Consider the following 16138-nt stretch of genomic DNA (forward strand, 5'->3'; position numbering starts at 1 on the left):
CCGAACCGGTCCCGCCGCCGTGCTCGTTTGAGGGCAGACGCCGAGGCGTCATGCCATGGCCTGCGCCATCGCCATGACGCGCTGCGCGGCGCGGCGCACGGCGGCAAACCCTGGCTGTCCGGCGCAGCGACGCATCGTCTCGCGCATGGCGCTTACGGCCGCTGCGTAATACGCAAGCTCGAACAGACATTCGCCCACCCGATACATCGGCCCGGGTGCCTCCCGATCGATCAGCGCCGCCGCCATGAAAAGCGGCAGCGCCGCCCGCGGCTCGCCAAGACGTTGTGCGCACAGGGCGAGCGCCACGGCATAGTCCGCCTGGTGCGGGCAAGCCGCGAGCAGCGGGGCGAAGCACTCGATCGCCTGCACGTAATCGCCGCGCTCGAACGCGCCGTAACCACGACGGTAGGCGGCGTCGCACCGCGCGGCGTCCCACGTCCCCGGGGACGGCAGGTCCATCGCAGCGCAGCGCGCCTGGGCGTCGCGCACCGCATCGCGGATCGCCGCGATGTCGCTCGCGACATGCCGCGACGGCGGCGTCGTGTCGGCTGGAATCTCAAACGAAGTCACGGCCGTTGGCCTCCCCGGAGCGCGCATCGAAGCGCACGCTCGCGCTCATCGCCTGCATCTCCTGCCGGGCTTCGCGGCGCTTTCTCGCACACACGCAGATCTCGCTCAGGCCGAACGTGATCGACCACGTGGAAAGCAGCGCAACGCTCCCGCCAAACGCATAGCCCAGCCAGCGATGCTCGTCCGCGAAAACCGCTTCGTCGCCCCGCAACGAAGTCTGCATGCAAGCGTAGGCGCTGCACCCCACGCCCATCAGGCCCAGCACGACGAGCGAGAGACCCGACAGGCCCGAATGCCAACCGGCCTGGCTCAGGTGCGACATGCGCTGGTTGTACAAACGGATGTCGTCGGGGGACGGCGGGAAGTCGATGACGACGCGGGCGTCGTCGGCAACGTCGTCCATCCGATGCAATGCCGGGGCGCTCCGGCTGGCGCCCTCCAGTCCATGAAACACGGTCCACCCCCTCTTTGATGAAGAGATTGCAGACTGCGCGCGCCAACATCCCGTTGCCATCGAAGCTCAACCGCAACCTTTGCGAAACGGATACCAAGGTGCCCGTCAAGGCGAGTGCTCAGTACGACGACGACACCCCGATGATCGCGTCCGTGGCGGCCACCACAAAAAAAGCCGGCGAAATCGCCGGCTTCCTCGAACCTGCGCGCGGCATCGCCACACCGGCGACACCGCGCGGATCGCACGCTCACGCCGCGGGCTTCTTGTACGCGACGCAATCCACCTCGACCTTGCAGTCGATGACCATGCTCGACACCACGCAGGCCCGCGCGGGCGGGTGTTCGCCGAAGTACTCCTTGAACACCTTGTTGAACGACGCGAAATCACGCGGATCGTCGAGCCATACACCGACGCGCATCACGTGCTCGGTGCCATAACCGGCCTCCGCGAGAATCGCCAGCATGTTGCGGATCGCCTGATGCGACTGGGCGACGATGCCGCCATCGATCACCTCGCCGTCCTGCATCGGGGTCTGCCCCGAGACGAACAGAAAGCCGTCGGCTTCGGTTGCGCGTGCGAACGGCATGCGCTGGCCACCTGTGCCCTGCCCGCCTTCCACGCCATATCGTTTGATGCTCATCATTGCTCCTTTCGACAATACGGCCGCCACACGCGTGTCGGCCGCAACATTGATCAAAGTACCGGCTGCGGCGTGCCACGCCGCACAAAGCGTCCGGCTCGCGCATGCTGCGTGGGTGCACGGTCCTGCCACGACAGTACGCCATTGACCCACACGGCGGCGATACCGTGGGCCGGCTGCATGGGGTCGGTGAAGGTCGCGGCATCGGCCACGGTGTCCGGATCGAACAGGACCAGATCGGCCCAGTAGCCCTCGCGCACGAAGCCCCGCCCGGTCAGCCCGAAGCGCTCGGCCGACAATCCTGTCATTTTGTGGACGGCCTCGGCCAGCGGGAACAGTTGCTGCTCGCGGCTGTATCGGCCCAGCACGCGCGGGAATGCCCCCCACAGTCGCGGGTGCGGCAGCGGGTCATTGGGCAGACCGTCCGAGCCCACGACCGTCGCGGGGTGACGAAGAATGCGCCGCACGTCGTCCTCTTCCATGCAGTGGTACACCGCACCTGCCGGCTGAAGCCGTGTTGCGGCATCCATCAGACCCACACCCCACTGCGCAGCGATTTCCGCGAGCAGCTTGCCGCCCTGCTCCGGGTGCGGCTGCGACCATGTCACGAGAATGTCGAAGTCGTCGGTGACCTGCTTGAGATCGAGCGTCGACGAACTGGCCGTGTATGGATAGCAATCGCAGCCAACCGGCTGGAAGCGCCGTGCCTTGTCGAGCGCGTCGAGAATCTCGGTGCTGCGTCCCCAGTTGTCGACGCCGGCACACTTCAGGTGCGACACGACCACCGGTACGCGCGCGTGCCGTCCAATGCGGAATGCCTCGTCGAGCGCCTCCAGGATCTCGGCGAACTCGGTGCGCAGATGCGTCGCGTACAGCCCGCCCGCCTCGGCGAGCGGCTCGGCCAGCGCGAGCACCTCTTCCGTGGGGGCGGCGTTCGCATTCGCATAGGCGAGGCCCGTGGACAAGCCCAGCGCGCCGTTGGCCAGCGCTTCGCGCAACTGCGCGCGCATCCCCTCGATTTCCGCTTCCGTCGCGGGGCGGTCGAGGCGGTCCATATGATTGTTGCGCAGCGCCGTGTGACCGATGAGCGCGGCCACGTTGATCGCCGGCTGCGCCCGCTCCAGCGCTTCGACATAGGCCGCGAATGTCGGATAGCGGAAAGCGTCGGCCTCGCCGAGCAGGTTCATCGGATCGGGCGGATCGCCCCCGAGCGTGACCGGCGCGGCGCTGATCCCGCAGTTGCCCACGACCACCGTCGTCACGCCTTGCGAGAGCTTCGGCGTCATGTCCGGGGTGCGTATCACGTTGGTATCGTCATGCGTGTGCACGTCGATAAAGCCGGGACTCAGCACCTGAGCCCGCCCCGCGATCCGCTGCGAGGCCTGCCAGCCGGCAAGCGCGCCGGCCGGCGCCACGGCATGGATGCGGCCGTCGCGCAGCGCGACATCGAAACGCTCGTCGGTGACCGGCGCGCCGGAGCCGTCGGCCAGTCGCACATCGGTGATGAGGGTGTCCACCGTGCGGTTCGCGAGGCAGTCAGTCATGTCAGTCTCCCAGGGGCTGGCGATCGCCGCCGCCCCGATGCGTGTCCAGCACGTACTTGATGCGCCGCAACAGCGCCTGGCTCTGCGGCTTGGCGAGCAACGCCAGTTCCGTGGCCAGCACGTCCATTGCCAGCAGCATCGCGTAGCGCGACGACGACGGTTTGAAAATGAAATCCGTTTCCAGCGCGCGAATCGGCAGCACCTCGTCGGCCAGCGTCGCGAGGGGCGATGCCGTCGCCGTGACCGCGACCACCTGCGCGCCATACTCCCGCGCGATCTCGCACGCCGACACCAGCTCCGGCGTATGGCCGCTCACCGAAAAGGCGAGCACCACGTCGTCCCGACCGAGCGTGCCGGCGACCATGCGGGCGAGCACGGCATCCTGATAGCTCGCCACCGGGCGCCCCAGCCGCACGAGCCGGTAACGGGCCTCGTCGGCCATGAGCGACGACCCGCCCCCCATGCCGAACGCGTAGACCATGCGCGCCGACAGCAACCGCCCCGCGGCACGACGCACCACGTCTGGCTTGATGAGTCCGCGATGCACCTGGAGCGTCGTCTGAATATCGTCGGCGATCCGGTCGATGGTCTCGCCCGAGCCGTCCTGCGCGTTGGCGGCGTTCGCGCCCAGAAAGCGCTGCCCCACCACCGCCGCCTGTGCCAGACGCAGCTTCAGGTCCCGCACATCCCGGCAGCCCATTGCCTTGGCGAAGCGGGTCACGCTGGCCTCGCTCACCCCGGCGCGCTCGGCGAGCACATTGATCGACGCCGCCGCGGCGCCGGCCACGTCTTCGAGCACCACCTGCGCGACTTTGCGCTCCGCCTGACTCAGGTGGTCGCTGCGCTCGGCAACGCGCGTCACGATATCGAAGGTTTCGGCCATATTCCGGTCCATGCGTGCGGTCGGGCGCCCCGGCAATTCGCCGTGACGTCGGTTCAAGTCGTTTTCTCAGTTTTTGTTACTTTATAACAAATTTGTCAAACCCTGGTAATTCAAAGCTATTATACGAACCATCCGGCAGACGTCGGCGCAAGGTCACGCGGAGGATTTTCGATGAATGATACAAACTATCAGCACGGCATGATCGATACCCTGAACAAGGGTCTTGGGGCGATGCCCACGCCGCTGGCGCCGTCGGCGACGGCCGGCCTCGGATGGAATCTGCTCGCCGAAGACCTGAGCCTGCCCACGGCGGTGCTTTATGAAGACAAGATCCGTCACAACCTCGCGTGGATGCAGCGATTCGTGCATGAGTACGGCGTGAAACTCGCCCCGCACGGCAAGACGACGATGGCACCGAAGCTGTTCCGTCGGCAGCTCGAGGGCGGCGCGTGGGGCATCACGCTTGCCACGGCGCAGCAAACTAATGCGGCGTACCACCACGGGGTGCGCCGGGTGCTCATGGCGAACCAGCTGGTCGGCAAGCGCAACATGGCGTTAATCGCCGACTTGCTGAAAGATCCCGATTTCGAATTCTTCTGCCTGGTGGACTCGGCAGAGGCCGTGGTGCATCTAGGCACCTTCTTCCGGGCGCGCGGCCAGTCGATTCAGGTGCTCATCGAGTTGGGCGTGACGGGCGGACGCACCGGCGTGCGCGACGACGCACAGCAACGCGCCGTGCTCGACGCCCTCGCCCGCTACCCGGACGCCGTCAAGCTCGCGGGCGTGGAAGTCTACGAGGGCGTGCTGAGTACCGAGTCGGACATTCGCGCGTTCCTCCAACGTGCCGTGAGCACCACGCGCGAGCTGGTCGCGGCGGGTCGCATCGAGCGCACGCCTGCGGTGCTCTCGGGCGCCGGGTCGGCATGGTACGACGTGGTGGCCGACGAGTTCGCGCACAAGGACGTCGGGGCAGCGCTCGACGTCGTGCTGCGCCCCGGCTGCTACCTTACGCACGACGTGGGCATCTACAAGGCAGCGCAGGCGCAGATCGCCACGCGCAATCCCATCGCAAGGCAGATGCGCTCGCAGTTGCAACCGGCGCTCCAGCTCTGGGCCTACGTGCAATCGATTCCGGAACCGGAGCGGGCGATCATCGCGCTGGGCAAGCGCGACGCCGCATTCGATGCGGGCATGCCCGAACCGGCGCAACAGTTTCGTCCCGGCGAGGACAAGACACCGAAGGCGACGCCGGCGCATTGGGAAGTCACCGGCATGATGGATCAGCACGCATACCTGCGCATTGCGCCGGGCGACGACATCCGCGTGGGCGACATGATCGCGTTCGACATTTCGCACCCGTGCCTGACGTTCGACAAATGGCGTCATCTGCCCGTGGTCGACAGCGACTACAACGTCGTTGACATCGTGCAGACATTCTTCTGACCGGGGATGCGTCGCCGTGCCGACGCCCCCCCCTCCGCAACGCCAGACAGAACCACCTTCACGACCGCCGGCATGACCTGTGCGTCGTGCTTCGACATGACAAAGCCCCGAAGGTCGGACTTACGTCGAGCTTTCGGGGTGACGTTCAGACCCGGTGGCCTATTGCATGCCCGGGAAGACCGCTCATGCCGGATTGCGTGACGACCGTTTGCGCGCCGGTGGCGGCGGATCCGTGTTGACGGGTTCCGCAGGACTGCGTCGCGTGGCGGGCCGGGCGTCCGGCGCGGTCGATTTCGCGCGGACCACCACCGACTTGAACTGTTCCTCGAGATGGCCCAATGCGCTTTCCAGCGTCGCGATCTCGGCGGGCGTCATGCCTTCGAGCGCGTCGTCGAAGAAAGCCTGGCGACGCGGCGTGGCCTCCTCGTACACCTCGGCACCGGCGGTAGTGAGCGTGACATTGGTGAGGCGGTTGTCGTCCGGGTCGGGGGCGCGAGTGAGCCAGCCGAGCGCTTCCATGGACTGCAACTGGCGCGTGAGCGACGCCGGGTCGAGCCGGCAATGTTCGGCCAGATACTTCTGCGAGCAGGTGCCTTGTTCGGCGAGCGTGAGAATGATTCGCCATCTCGGCAACGGGTGTCCGACCTTCGCGTCGAAGGCGAGCATCATCGCGCGATACGTCAGGCTGAGTTGCTGGATGACGTTGCGTTTCTGAGGGGTCGGCATGGCGTCACTCCGCGGGCGGCGGCGACGCCTTGGCGCCGCGCGTCAGACGAATGAGCGGCACGCGCCGCACGAACCACAGGCCGGCGAGTGCCGCGGCGAGCGACATCATCTGCCCGTTGTGAATCGCGGCGACCAGCGACGAGCGCGCCGACTCGATGAACAGGGCGCCGTTCTGGCCCATGTGGGCGAGCGTCATGAGGAAGTCGCTTTGGGCTTGCGAGTTCACGAGGATCTGCGGATCGGTGAGTTGCCCGGTCCATTGGGTGCCATCGTTTGCGGCGAGCGCGTCCTTCACGCGGGCGGTGTAGCTGTGATTCACCAGCGTGCCGACGATGGCCGTGCCGAGCATGCCGCCGATCATGCGCAGCGACTGCATGAGCGCGGTGGCGATGCCCAGATGCGCGCGGCCGGCGACTTCCTGCGCGAAAACCGTGAGATTGGGCATCACAAAGCCGAGGCCGAGGCCGGCGATGAACATGTAGCTCGCGAGCAGCGCGTGCGAGGTGCCGCGATGGGTGGTGATGATGCCGGCACAGGCGAGCGCGAGCAGCAGGAAACCGCCGTAGAGCATCACGTTCGGATTGCGCAAGCGCGTGATGAGGCGTCCGTTGACGATGCTGCCCACGGTGATGCAGACCACCAGCGGCGTGACCAGCAGACCGGTTTCGCGCGGCGACAGGCCGAAGCCGCCCTGCAACATCAGGGGCGCGTAGAAGAGGATGCCGAACATCGTGAAGCCTGCGAAGACCGACAGCACGAAGAGCGGCGCGAGGCTTTTGTCGCGGAACATCTCGAACGGCAGGATCGGGTGAGACGTTCGCTTCTCCCACGCGTAGAGCACGTAGGACGCGACCACGAACACGACGAGCAGCGCGAGCACGCCACGCGACAGGCCGTCCGCCGGCAGCCACTCCACGAGCATTTGCAGGCTTCCGAGTGCGGCGGCGATGAGCAGGGCGCCGAGCCAGTCGAGGCTCGTCTTGCCGTGTTCGTCGGCGCGCATGTGAGGCAGGTGTCGACCGACGAACCATACGCCGAGCAGCCCGACGGGCAGGTTGACGTAGAACACCGAGCGCCAGCCGTAGGCTTCGGTGAGGAAACCGCCGAGCGACGGGCCGATGGCGTTGGCGATGCCGAACGCGGAGCTGAGCATGACCTGCCAGCGCAGGCGCACGTGCGAGTCGGGGAAGAGTTCAGGCACGCACGCGAAGGCGGTGCCGACGAGCATGCCGCCGCCAATGCCCTGCAGGGCACGTGCGATGACGAGGAACGGCATGCTGCTGGCCGCGCCGCACAGCACGGACGCGGCCGTAAATACGATGATGGCCGCCATCACGAAGCGTTTGCGGCCGTAGAAATCACCGAGCCGACCGAAGATCGGCACGGTGATGACGGAGGTCAGGAGATACGACGTTGCGACCCAGGCGTAGTACTCGAAGCCCTTGAGCTCGGCGACGATGGTCGGCAGCGCCGTGCCGACGACCGTCTGGTCGAGCGCCACCATCATCGTGCAGAAACAAAGCCCGAGCATCGCCACGAGCGACTGTCGGAAGGGCAACACCTGCCCCGCCGAGTGCGGGGTGCTGGGACTGGGAGCCATTTTTTTGATGGATCAATGTTTGATCAGTCAAAGATTTTAGCACGATCGGAGGCTCGGAGACGGGGTGGTGATACTAGTAATAAAAACGGTTACCACGACGCGCAGTAACTACTTGAAACAATGGGATGGCCATTCCTGATCCGCCCCCTGCAAACAGTGCCATCCGGAGTCTAGTAAAGTTCGTTTTCGGAGAAGAAGACGAACATGAAGAAGCGATTTGCGGAACAGCAAATCATCGGGTTTCTGAAGGAAGCCGAAGCCGGTATGGCAGTCAAGTAACTATGCAGTCCGCCCGACTCCCGCCGACGTGCGCTCGGGCCGCACCTTACCCTACCGATAGGCCGCCTCGCACAACTCGCGCACATGCGTGCGGAACCAGCGCTGCGCCGGATCGTGATCGAGGCGGGGATGCCAGATCGCCGAAACATGGAAATCGGAGGCTGCCAACGGCAAGTCGAAGGGTTGCAAGCCCATGCTTGCGGCGTGATCCGGAGCGAACGCATTGCCGAGGCAGGAACGCGGGACGATCGCGAGCCAGTCGGAATGGCGCACCAGTTGCATTGCGCTCGTATACGACGGCACCACCACGGGCACGTTTCGCGGCGTTTCGGACGACGCAATCGCCAGATCGACTGGGTTTTCCGGGTCTCCCGTGCGCGAAACCATCACGTGCGCGTAATTCAACCAGCGCGCGGTGCTCACGCGTCGCATGCGCATGAGCGGGTGAGCGCTTCGGCAAATGCCGACATAGCGGTCCCGAAAGAGTCTGCGCGTGCGCACTTCGGGCGCCGACGCCCTGACGATACCGATCTCGAGATCGATCGTGCCGTCCCTGAGCGGTTGGGCATCCCAATCGGCCTTCGGTGCGAAATGAATCTGCACCCCCGGCGCCTCGCACCGAAGGCGCGTGAGCAGTGCGGCACCGAGCAGGTCGATAAACCCTTCACCAGCGCGCACCGTGAAACGTTGCACGAGGGTGCCGGCGTCGAACCGGTGTTCGGCGCGCCCCAGCGTCGCTTCCACGTCGCGTGTCAGCGAAGGCACCCGCTGGCTCAGTTGCTCGGCGTAAGGCGTCAACACCAGCGATCGCCCCGCCTGAAGGAGCAGGCGATCCCCCGTCGCGGCACGAAGCCGGGCGAGCGTACGGCTCATGGCCGACACGCTGATCTTCAGCCGCCGAGCCGCGCCCGTGACGCTTCGTTCGCTCAGCAGCGCGTCCAGAGCTGTCAGTAGATTCAGATCGATGCGCGACATTTGCGCAGCATAATCGAAATCGCACACCTATGGCGTTCGGTGCAACTCATAATTGCAGATAAGGCGTCTGGTGCAACGTTTTCCGAGGGTAGAGAATCGATGCATTCGATCGAACGACGGAGAATCTCATGCCTGAAACCCCAACGCATTTACCCTCCCTCCTCCTGATTGGTGCCTCGCGCGGCCTCGGCCACGCGATGGCCGCGGAGTTCGTCCACAGGGGATGGCGCGTGGTAGGCACCGTGCGCGCCGGCAGCGGCCGGACGCTGCTGCACGATCTGGCCGAAGCGCACCCGGACTGCGTGGAAATCGAGACGCTGGACATCACGCGGTGCGAACAGATCTCGGCCTTGCGCGAGCGCTTGCACGACCGAACGTTCGACATGCTGTTCGTCAATGCGGGCACGACCAATCCCGACCCGACGCAGCACATCGGCGAAGTGTCGACGCAGGATTTCGTGGATCTCATGATCACGAACGCCCTCGGCCCCATGCGTGTCGTCGAACGTCTCTGCGACCGGGTGCGTGCCGCGGGTCTGATCGGTGTGATGTCGTCGGGCCAGGGCAGCATCTCCGACAACGAGTCCGGCCAGCGTGAGCTCTACCGCGGCAGCAAAGCCGCGCTGAACCAGTTCATGCGCAGCTTCGCCGCGCGCCAGGTCCATACCCCACGACCCATGGCGCTCATCGCGCCGGGCTGGGTGCGTACGGAACTGGGCGGCCCCCAGGGGCGATTGTCGATCGAGGAAAGTGTGCCAGGTGTCGTGAACGTGCTGCTCGACAAGCTCGGCCGGCCGGGTCTCGAGTACCTCGACTACCTCGGACGCACCGTGCGCTGGTGAACCTGCGCCCAGTCGCCGACGTGACCGCGATCGCCATCACGATGGCGACGGCGGCCACACGCCCGACGCGAAGCATGCATGAAATCGCCCCCGCGCGTCGCGTCGATGCGACGCCGTCATCCTATCGATCGAAGTCGCCCGCCGCTTCCGGCTGGTAAAGCACCTTCTCGATGCGAATACGGCGAGTCCGGTTCCGAATCCGCCAATCGATCCCATCGCCCGCCTTATAGCCGAGGATCGCGGAGCCAACTTCGGAGAAGATCGACACCTTACCGGCGCTCTCGTCGGCGTCGTGCGGGTAGACGAGGTCCACGTCCACGGTCTCGTCGTCGAGCCTGAGCCGTGCCCTGGCGTTCATCGTGACCACGTCGCTTGCTACCTGCCGTGCGTCGACGACAATGGCCCGCTCGATCTCGTGCTCCAGATCGACCAGTGCCGGGCCCGCCTCCATCGCGACAAGGTGCCTGAGCCGTGTCTGATCGATCTCGGTGATGTGGATCTCGGTCGTGTCGCCCGGCGTGCTCTCGCGCAGATACTGTAGATAGCGCTCGGAGGTCATCGCGAGCGCTTTCATCGTGGGCGTTTCGCCGTGAGGCTCGAATCCGCAGCGCATGAAGGCCCTGAGCGAGCGCGTGTTATCCACGTGAATCCTGGCGACGAGCGTCTCGGCGCGCATCTCGAAGAAGGCGAGCTTCATTCCCGCGCGCAGCGCCCCGGCGCCAAGCCTGCGGCCCCAGTTGTCGCGATCACCAACGACCAGGACAATTTCGCAATCCTTACCTGTCTTGACGAGGCGGACAAAGCCGATCGGGGCGTCATGTCGGTCGTAGGCCATGAAGAACCGGCCGCCCTGGTTGAACAGATGGGTCAGTACCGGCAACTGCACGCGCTCGATGACTTGCTCGATGGATCGGGAAACGTGGCGCGAATCGCTGAGGTAGCGGACAACGTCTTCGTCGTCCAGCCAATCGATCAGATTCAGTGCGTTGGCCCGCGTGATCTCCGGGCACAGGGAAATGAAAGGCGTGCTCATCTTCACCATGGAATGGTTGCAAGAATGAAAGCCTTCCATGGCAACGGCCATGACGGTTCTTTCGACAGAGCCCGTATTCTAAGCCACAGGTCATCCGCGCAACGCGTCGATCGCATGCAGGTGATCTTCGAGCACCGACTGCAACGTTCGAATGAATGCCCGCCCGGCGTGCGACAGCGGTTCGGCCTGCGAGTACACGGCATGCACCCGCAGTTTCCTGGCGGGGCGGATCTCGTGAACATCGATGCGTTGGAACGTCGACGCATCGATGCAGAACGGATCGACGATCGCCACGCCCACGCGCTCCTTCACCAGCACGCGGGCGCTGATCGCCGAGCGCACTTCGACGATGGGCGACGGCCGCCGGTGCCTGCCGAAGATATCGCCCACGATCGCGCCCAACGGCGTGTCGTGTCCGTAGTCGATCCAGGGATGCGACGCGAGGTCGTCCGCCTTGACCACGCCCCCCGGCGCAAGCCATCCGGGTGGGCTGATGCACATCATCGGTCCGTCGGCCAGCGCCTCCATCCTCAGGTTGTTCGAATTCACCGCGAACATCGACACACCAAGATAGTCCTTGCCCAGCAACACGCGCGGGATCAGGTTGTTGTGCGTGAGCGGCTCGAAGTGGATCTGAAGCTCGGGATAGCGCTGATTGAACAGCGCAATCGCGCGCGGCACCAATTCCGCGCCCAGACTCGGACTGCACACGATGTTCAGCTTCCCGCTCTTGCCCTCGATGATCGCGCGCACCAGATCGTCAACGCGCTGCACGCCGGCATACGCCGTCTCCACTTCGTGGTAGATGCGTCGCGCCTCGGGCGTGGGGAATAGCCGCCCCTTCGATCGCTCGAACAACGGGAACCCCACGCGCCCCTCGGCCGCCGCGAGAATTCGGCTGGCTGAAGGCTGTGTGATGAAGAGCATCTTCGCCGCTTCTGTGATCGAGCCGGTGATCATGATCGCGCGGAATGTCTCGATCTGACGAAGGCTCATCGCCAGCGGGCGCGGCATGGGGGTATCCGAGACCACGTCTGCACCTTTCCAATGGAGTCTTGATGGTGCAAAAGCTTACCTCAGGCACCTCCGTGGTGCGAACCCATGCATTGCGTCTATAAGGTCCGAAAATCGTTCTATTGGACCCGTCATCCATGCGGTTGCTATCGTGAATCCATCCAATTTGTCGCGTTACCGGATTCGCGTATGTCGTCCACCCTCCTCGTCATCAACCCCAACTCGCTCACCGGCGTGACGCACAGCATCGCCGCGACGGCGAACGTCCAGTTCCGCGACGCGCCCGTGCGCCTGACCTACGCCACGCTCGACGGGGCGCCTCCCGGGATCGCCACGCAGCGCGACGCCGATCGGGCGGCGGTCCTCGTCGCCGACGCGATCGAAAGGAATCTGCAAGGCACCGATGCCGCCGATGCCTTCGTGCTTGCCTGCTACAGCGATCCCGGACTCGCCGCCGCGCGCGAGATCACCCGACGCCCGGTCATCGGCATCGGACAAGCGGCGCTCGGGGCGGCCACCGCACTCGGCGAACGCGTTGGCGTGGTCGCGATCACCCGGGGCAGCATCGCCCGACATTGGCGCGCCTACCGAGCCTATGGCCTCGCGCAGCACATCGCCGGCGAACGCGCCGTCGACCTGAGCGTTGCCGAATCGGGTGACGAGACGCGCGCGGTACCGCGCATCGTCGACACCGCGCGCGCACTCATCGAGCGCGACGGCGCAGACGTCATCGTGCTCGGTTGCGCTGGCATGGCGGCATTGCGCGAGCGCATCGAAGCCGCCGTGGGGGTACCGGTGGTCGAACCCTGCATGACCGCCATCGCACTCGCCGCCAACGTGCTGAAGGGAAACTCGGGGGTCCTGCGATGAGCGCCGCGCCGACCGTGCTCGGCGTGTTGGGTGGCATGGGGCCCCTCGCCACCGCCGACTTCATGCGCAAGCTCGTGGAATCCACGCCGGCGACAAAGGACCAGGACCACATGCCGGTGTTCGTGCACAGCGTCCCGCAGATTCCCGACCGCAGCGAGTCGTTCCTCGCCGGCTCCGACGCGCCCTGGCCATTCCTGCTGGCCGGTCTGCGCATTCTCGAATCGGCGGGCGCGGGCGCCATTGCCATTCCGTGTAATACGGCGCATCTCTGGCATTCACGCCTCGCGGCGGCCACGCAGCTCGAAGTGCTGCACATCGGACGCGCGAGCGCCGAAGCCGTCACCGCGCATCCCGCGGCACTCCGGCGGGTGGGCCTGATGGCCACGTCCGCCACCATTCAGGGGCGCATCTATCACGACGCCCTGCACGCTGCCGGCGTGGACGTGGTGGTTCCTTGCGCGCGCGATCAGCACGAACGCGTGAGCGCGGGCATCGCGGCCGTCAAGGCCGGCGACCTCGCGCGCGCGGCCGCGATGCTGGACCGCGCCGCGTCGCAACTCGTGGATGACGGCGCGCAGGGCATCATCCTCGGGTGCACCGAGTTGCCGCTGGTGCTCTCCGATCACCCGAGCGGCGTGCCGCTCTTCGACACCACCCATTTGCTGGTGAAGGCTTGCATCGCCTGGTGGCACAAGGCGACGGCAGCCCGACGCCGCAACGAGACCATTTCATCATGAGCGATTTCGATCTGATCATTCGCGGCGGCACCGTCGTCAACGCCGGCGGAACCCAAAGGGCCGACGTCGGCGTGCGGGGCGACAGGATTGCCGCCGTCGGCCCGAACCTGCCCGGCAACGCCGCGCGCATCGTCGACGCCACCGGGCGCCTCGTGATGCCCGGCGGCATCGACACGCATTGCCACGTCGAGCAACTGTCGGGCATGGGCAAGATGGGCGCCGACGACTGGTACTCCGCCAGCGTGTCGGCGGCCTTCGGTGGCACCACGATGATCGTCCCGTTCGCCGCCCAGCATCGCGGCAACTCGCTGCGCAAAGTGGCCAACGACTACGCCGAACTGGCGCGACGCAAGTCCGTCATCGACTACAGCTATCACCTGATCCTCTCCGAGACCGATCCGCAGACGTTGCACACCGACCTGCCGGAACTCATCCGCAGCGGCATCACGTCGTTCAAGGTCTACATGACCTACGACCAGTTGAAGATCGACGACTACCAGTTGCTCGACGTGCTCGCCGTCGCCGCGCGCGAACGCGCCCTGGTGATGGTGCACGCCGAGAACAACGACGTCATTCGCTGGGTATCGCAGCGCCTGCTCGAACGTGGTTACACCGCGCCGAAGTTCCACGGCACGAGCCACGTCGCGCTGGCCGAAGCCGAGGCGACGAACCGCGTCATCCAGCTCTCGCGCCTGTTCGACGTGCCGGTGATGATCGTGCACGTCTCGGCCGTCGAAGCGTTGTCCACGATCCAGGCCGCCCAGAAGATCGGGGCGCAGGTGTACGGCGAAACTTGCCCGCATTACCTGGTGCTGACCGAAGACGACATGGACCTGCCCGGCACCGAAGGCGCCAAATACTGCTGCAGCCCGCCGCTGCGCGACGCCAGGGCGCAGGCCAGCCTCTGGGAGGGTCTGGCCAACGGCACCCTGCAAACGCTCTCGTCCGACCACGCCCCCTATCGCTACGACGAAAGCGGAAAGATTCCCTTCGGCGACAAGACGACGTTCAAGCAAATGGCCAACGGCATGCCCGGGCTGGAGGCACGCTTGCCGCTGCTGTTCTCGGAAGGTGTGGGCGGCGGACGCATTTCGTTGACGCAATTCGTTGCGCTGAGCGCCACCAACCACGCAAGGATGTACGGCATCTTTCCGCGCAAGGGGCATATCGCCGAGGGCGCCGACGCCGACATCGCCATCTGGAATGCCGAACGCGAAGTCACGCTCTCAACGTCGGCACTGCACGACCAGGTCGGCTACACGCCGTACGAGGGGCGCACGGTCAAGGGCTGGCCCGAAATCGTCATCAGCGCCGGGCGAGTGATCGTGAGCGACGGACGCCTGCATGCCGCGCCCGGCAGCGGCCGTTTCATCGCCCGCGGCGCGCCCGAGCCGCACACCGTGGGGCGGGAGATCTCGCCGGGCGCCAGGTTCTTCCGCACGCTGGCGCTGACCAACGGGAAACAGAAAAACTACTGACCCGCAGCATCGCCGATGACACCCGTCGGCGCTACCGATTGCATTTGTTCTTTCAAGAGAGTGGATATGAGCAACAACAGAAAACTCGGTCTGGCCGTCGCACAGATGGGCCCGGTCAACCTGGCCGACGACCGCCGCGCCGTGGTGTCGCGGCTGGTGGAAATGCTGCGCGAAGCGGCAGGGCGCGGTGCGAAGCTCGTCGTCTTCCCCGAAATGGCGCTCACGACCTTCTTCCCACGATATTGGATGAGCGAGGACGAGGCCGTCGCACGCTTTTTCGAGACATCGATGCCCAACGCCGACGTGCAACCGCTGTTCGACGCGGCGAAGCAACTCGGCGTGGGCTTCTATCTCGGGTATGCCGAACTTACCCCGCAAGGCCGGCGCTTCAACACCTGTGTGCTGGTCGGCGCCGACGGCAACATCGTGGGAAAGTATCGCAAGATTCATCTGCCGGGCCATGCCGACCACAAGCCCGACGCACCGTTCCAGCACCTGGAGAAGAAATTCTTCGAAGTCGGAAATTCGGGGATTCCGGTGATCGAATCGTTCGGCACCCGCATCGGCATGTGTCTGTGCAACGACCGTCGCTGGCCGGAGACGTGGCGGGTCATGTCGCTGCAAAGCGCGGAAATCGGACTCGTCGGTTACAACACCCCGTCGATCAACATCCACTGGAACGAGCCGCCGCACCTGCGAATGCACACGCATCTCGTATCGTTGCAGGCAAGCGCCTACCAGAACGCGATGTTCATTGGCGCGGCGGCGAAGTGCGGCAGCGAAGACGGCCATCACATGATCGGCGGTTCGGTCATCGTCGCGCCGACAGGTGAGATCGCGGCACAGACCGTGACCGAAGAGGACGAAGTGATCTTCTCCTCGATCAACCTCGCCGTCACCGAAGGCTTCCGCAACCACGTCTTCAACTTCGCGAAGCATCGCCGTCCGGAGCACTACCGGCTGATCGTCGAGCGCACCGGCGCCGGCGCCCCGCTGCCCCGGGAAGATTTCTGAGACACGCGCGCGCAACTCGTACAGGCAGCACGAAGG

The 16138-nt window shown here is 65.5% G+C and carries 16 protein-coding genes; 6 read left to right on the forward strand and 10 right to left on the reverse strand.

Going from position 1 to position 16138, the window contains the following annotated elements; translation table 11 throughout:
- Window positions 1-48: 48 nt before the first annotated feature.
- The 5 genes from LV28_RS44525 to LV28_RS44545 form a co-directional block, all read right to left on the reverse strand.
- On the reverse strand, window positions 49-570 hold the full coding sequence (locus LV28_RS44525) for a hypothetical protein (RefSeq protein WP_038619796.1): 522 nt from the start codon (window positions 568-570) through the stop codon (window positions 49-51).
- Window positions 557-973, reverse strand: a complete 417-nt coding sequence (locus tag LV28_RS44530; protein ID WP_023873124.1) for a hypothetical protein — start codon at window positions 971-973, stop codon at window positions 557-559. The genes LV28_RS44525 and LV28_RS44530 overlap by 14 nt, the downstream gene beginning before the upstream one ends.
- Window positions 974-1271: 298 nt before the next feature.
- A complete protein-coding gene (locus LV28_RS44535) occupies window positions 1272-1664 on the reverse strand; it encodes a RidA family protein (protein ID WP_369798649.1) in 393 nt (130 codons plus the stop codon).
- Between the two features lie 53 nt (window positions 1665-1717).
- Entirely contained in the window at window positions 1718-3208 is a 1491-nt protein-coding gene (locus tag LV28_RS44540) for an N-acyl-D-amino-acid deacylase family protein (RefSeq protein WP_023873121.1), read from the reverse strand.
- Window position 3209: 1 nt separating this feature from the next.
- Window positions 3210-4091, reverse strand: a complete 882-nt coding sequence (locus tag LV28_RS44545) for a MurR/RpiR family transcriptional regulator (RefSeq protein WP_023597544.1) — start codon at window positions 4089-4091, stop codon at window positions 3210-3212.
- Window positions 4092-4262: 171 nt separating this feature from the next.
- On the opposite strand from LV28_RS44545, the gene LV28_RS44550 reads away from it, so the two are divergent.
- The gene (locus LV28_RS44550; protein ID WP_023597545.1) at window positions 4263-5534 is read left to right on the forward strand and encodes an amino acid deaminase; all 1272 of its coding nucleotides are present in this window, start codon (window positions 4263-4265) and stop codon (window positions 5532-5534) included.
- A gap of 183 nt (window positions 5535-5717) precedes the next feature.
- Here LV28_RS44550 and LV28_RS44555 read toward each other — a convergent pair whose 3' ends face one another.
- The 3 genes from LV28_RS44555 to LV28_RS44565 form a co-directional block, all read right to left on the reverse strand.
- Entirely contained in the window at window positions 5718-6260 is a 543-nt protein-coding gene (locus LV28_RS44555) for a MarR family winged helix-turn-helix transcriptional regulator (protein WP_023597546.1), read from the reverse strand.
- A gap of 4 nt (window positions 6261-6264) precedes the next feature.
- Window positions 6265-7860 carry an MDR family MFS transporter gene (locus tag LV28_RS44560; RefSeq protein ID WP_038619791.1) on the reverse strand — a complete coding sequence of 532 codons (1596 nt, stop codon included), beginning with the start codon at window positions 7858-7860 and terminating at the stop codon, window positions 6265-6267.
- A gap of 330 nt (window positions 7861-8190) precedes the next feature.
- A complete protein-coding gene (locus LV28_RS44565; RefSeq protein ID WP_038619788.1) occupies window positions 8191-9114 on the reverse strand; it encodes a LysR family transcriptional regulator in 924 nt (307 codons plus the stop codon).
- A 128-nt stretch (window positions 9115-9242) separates the two neighbouring features.
- Here LV28_RS44565 and LV28_RS44570 point away from each other — a divergent pair, with 128 nt between their 5' ends.
- The gene (locus LV28_RS44570; RefSeq protein WP_038619785.1) at window positions 9243-9956 is read left to right on the forward strand and encodes an SDR family NAD(P)-dependent oxidoreductase; all 714 of its coding nucleotides are present in this window, start codon (window positions 9243-9245) and stop codon (window positions 9954-9956) included.
- A gap of 121 nt (window positions 9957-10077) precedes the next feature.
- Here LV28_RS44570 and LV28_RS44575 read toward each other — a convergent pair whose 3' ends face one another.
- Both LV28_RS44575 and LV28_RS44580 read right to left on the reverse strand, forming a co-directional pair.
- Entirely contained in the window at window positions 10078-11040 is a 963-nt protein-coding gene (locus tag LV28_RS44575) for a bifunctional GNAT family N-acetyltransferase/nucleoside diphosphate kinase regulator (RefSeq protein WP_038619783.1), read from the reverse strand.
- Window positions 11041-11079: 39 nt separating this feature from the next.
- Window positions 11080-12003, reverse strand: coding sequence for a LysR family transcriptional regulator (locus tag LV28_RS44580; RefSeq protein WP_023597549.1), 924 nt, complete (start codon window positions 12001-12003; stop codon window positions 11080-11082).
- Window positions 12004-12192: 189 nt separating this feature from the next.
- Between LV28_RS44580 and LV28_RS44585 the strand changes: the two genes are divergently transcribed.
- The 4 genes from LV28_RS44585 to LV28_RS44600 all read left to right on the forward strand — a co-directional run bounded on the left by LV28_RS44585 (window position 12193) and on the right by LV28_RS44600 (window position 16102).
- Window positions 12193-12873, forward strand: coding sequence for an aspartate/glutamate racemase family protein (locus tag LV28_RS44585; protein ID WP_023597550.1), 681 nt, complete (start codon window positions 12193-12195; stop codon window positions 12871-12873).
- A complete protein-coding gene (cuyB, locus tag LV28_RS44590; RefSeq protein ID WP_024788518.1) occupies window positions 12870-13610 on the forward strand; it encodes a cysteate racemase in 741 nt (246 codons plus the stop codon). The genes LV28_RS44585 and cuyB overlap by 4 nt, the downstream gene beginning before the upstream one ends.
- On the forward strand, window positions 13607-15088 hold the full coding sequence (hydA, locus tag LV28_RS44595; RefSeq protein ID WP_038619778.1) for a dihydropyrimidinase: 1482 nt from the start codon (window positions 13607-13609) through the stop codon (window positions 15086-15088). Before cuyB ends, hydA begins: the two co-directional genes overlap by 4 nt.
- A gap of 66 nt (window positions 15089-15154) precedes the next feature.
- Window positions 15155-16102: an N-carbamoyl-D-amino-acid hydrolase gene (locus LV28_RS44600; RefSeq protein WP_023597553.1), complete on the forward strand. Its 948-nt coding sequence runs from the start codon at window positions 15155-15157 to the stop codon at window positions 16100-16102.
- The last annotated feature ends 36 nt before the right edge of the window (window positions 16103-16138 follow it).

Source organism: Pandoraea pnomenusa, from assembly GCF_000767615.3.
GTDB lineage: Bacteria > Pseudomonadota > Gammaproteobacteria > Burkholderiales > Burkholderiaceae > Pandoraea > Pandoraea pnomenusa.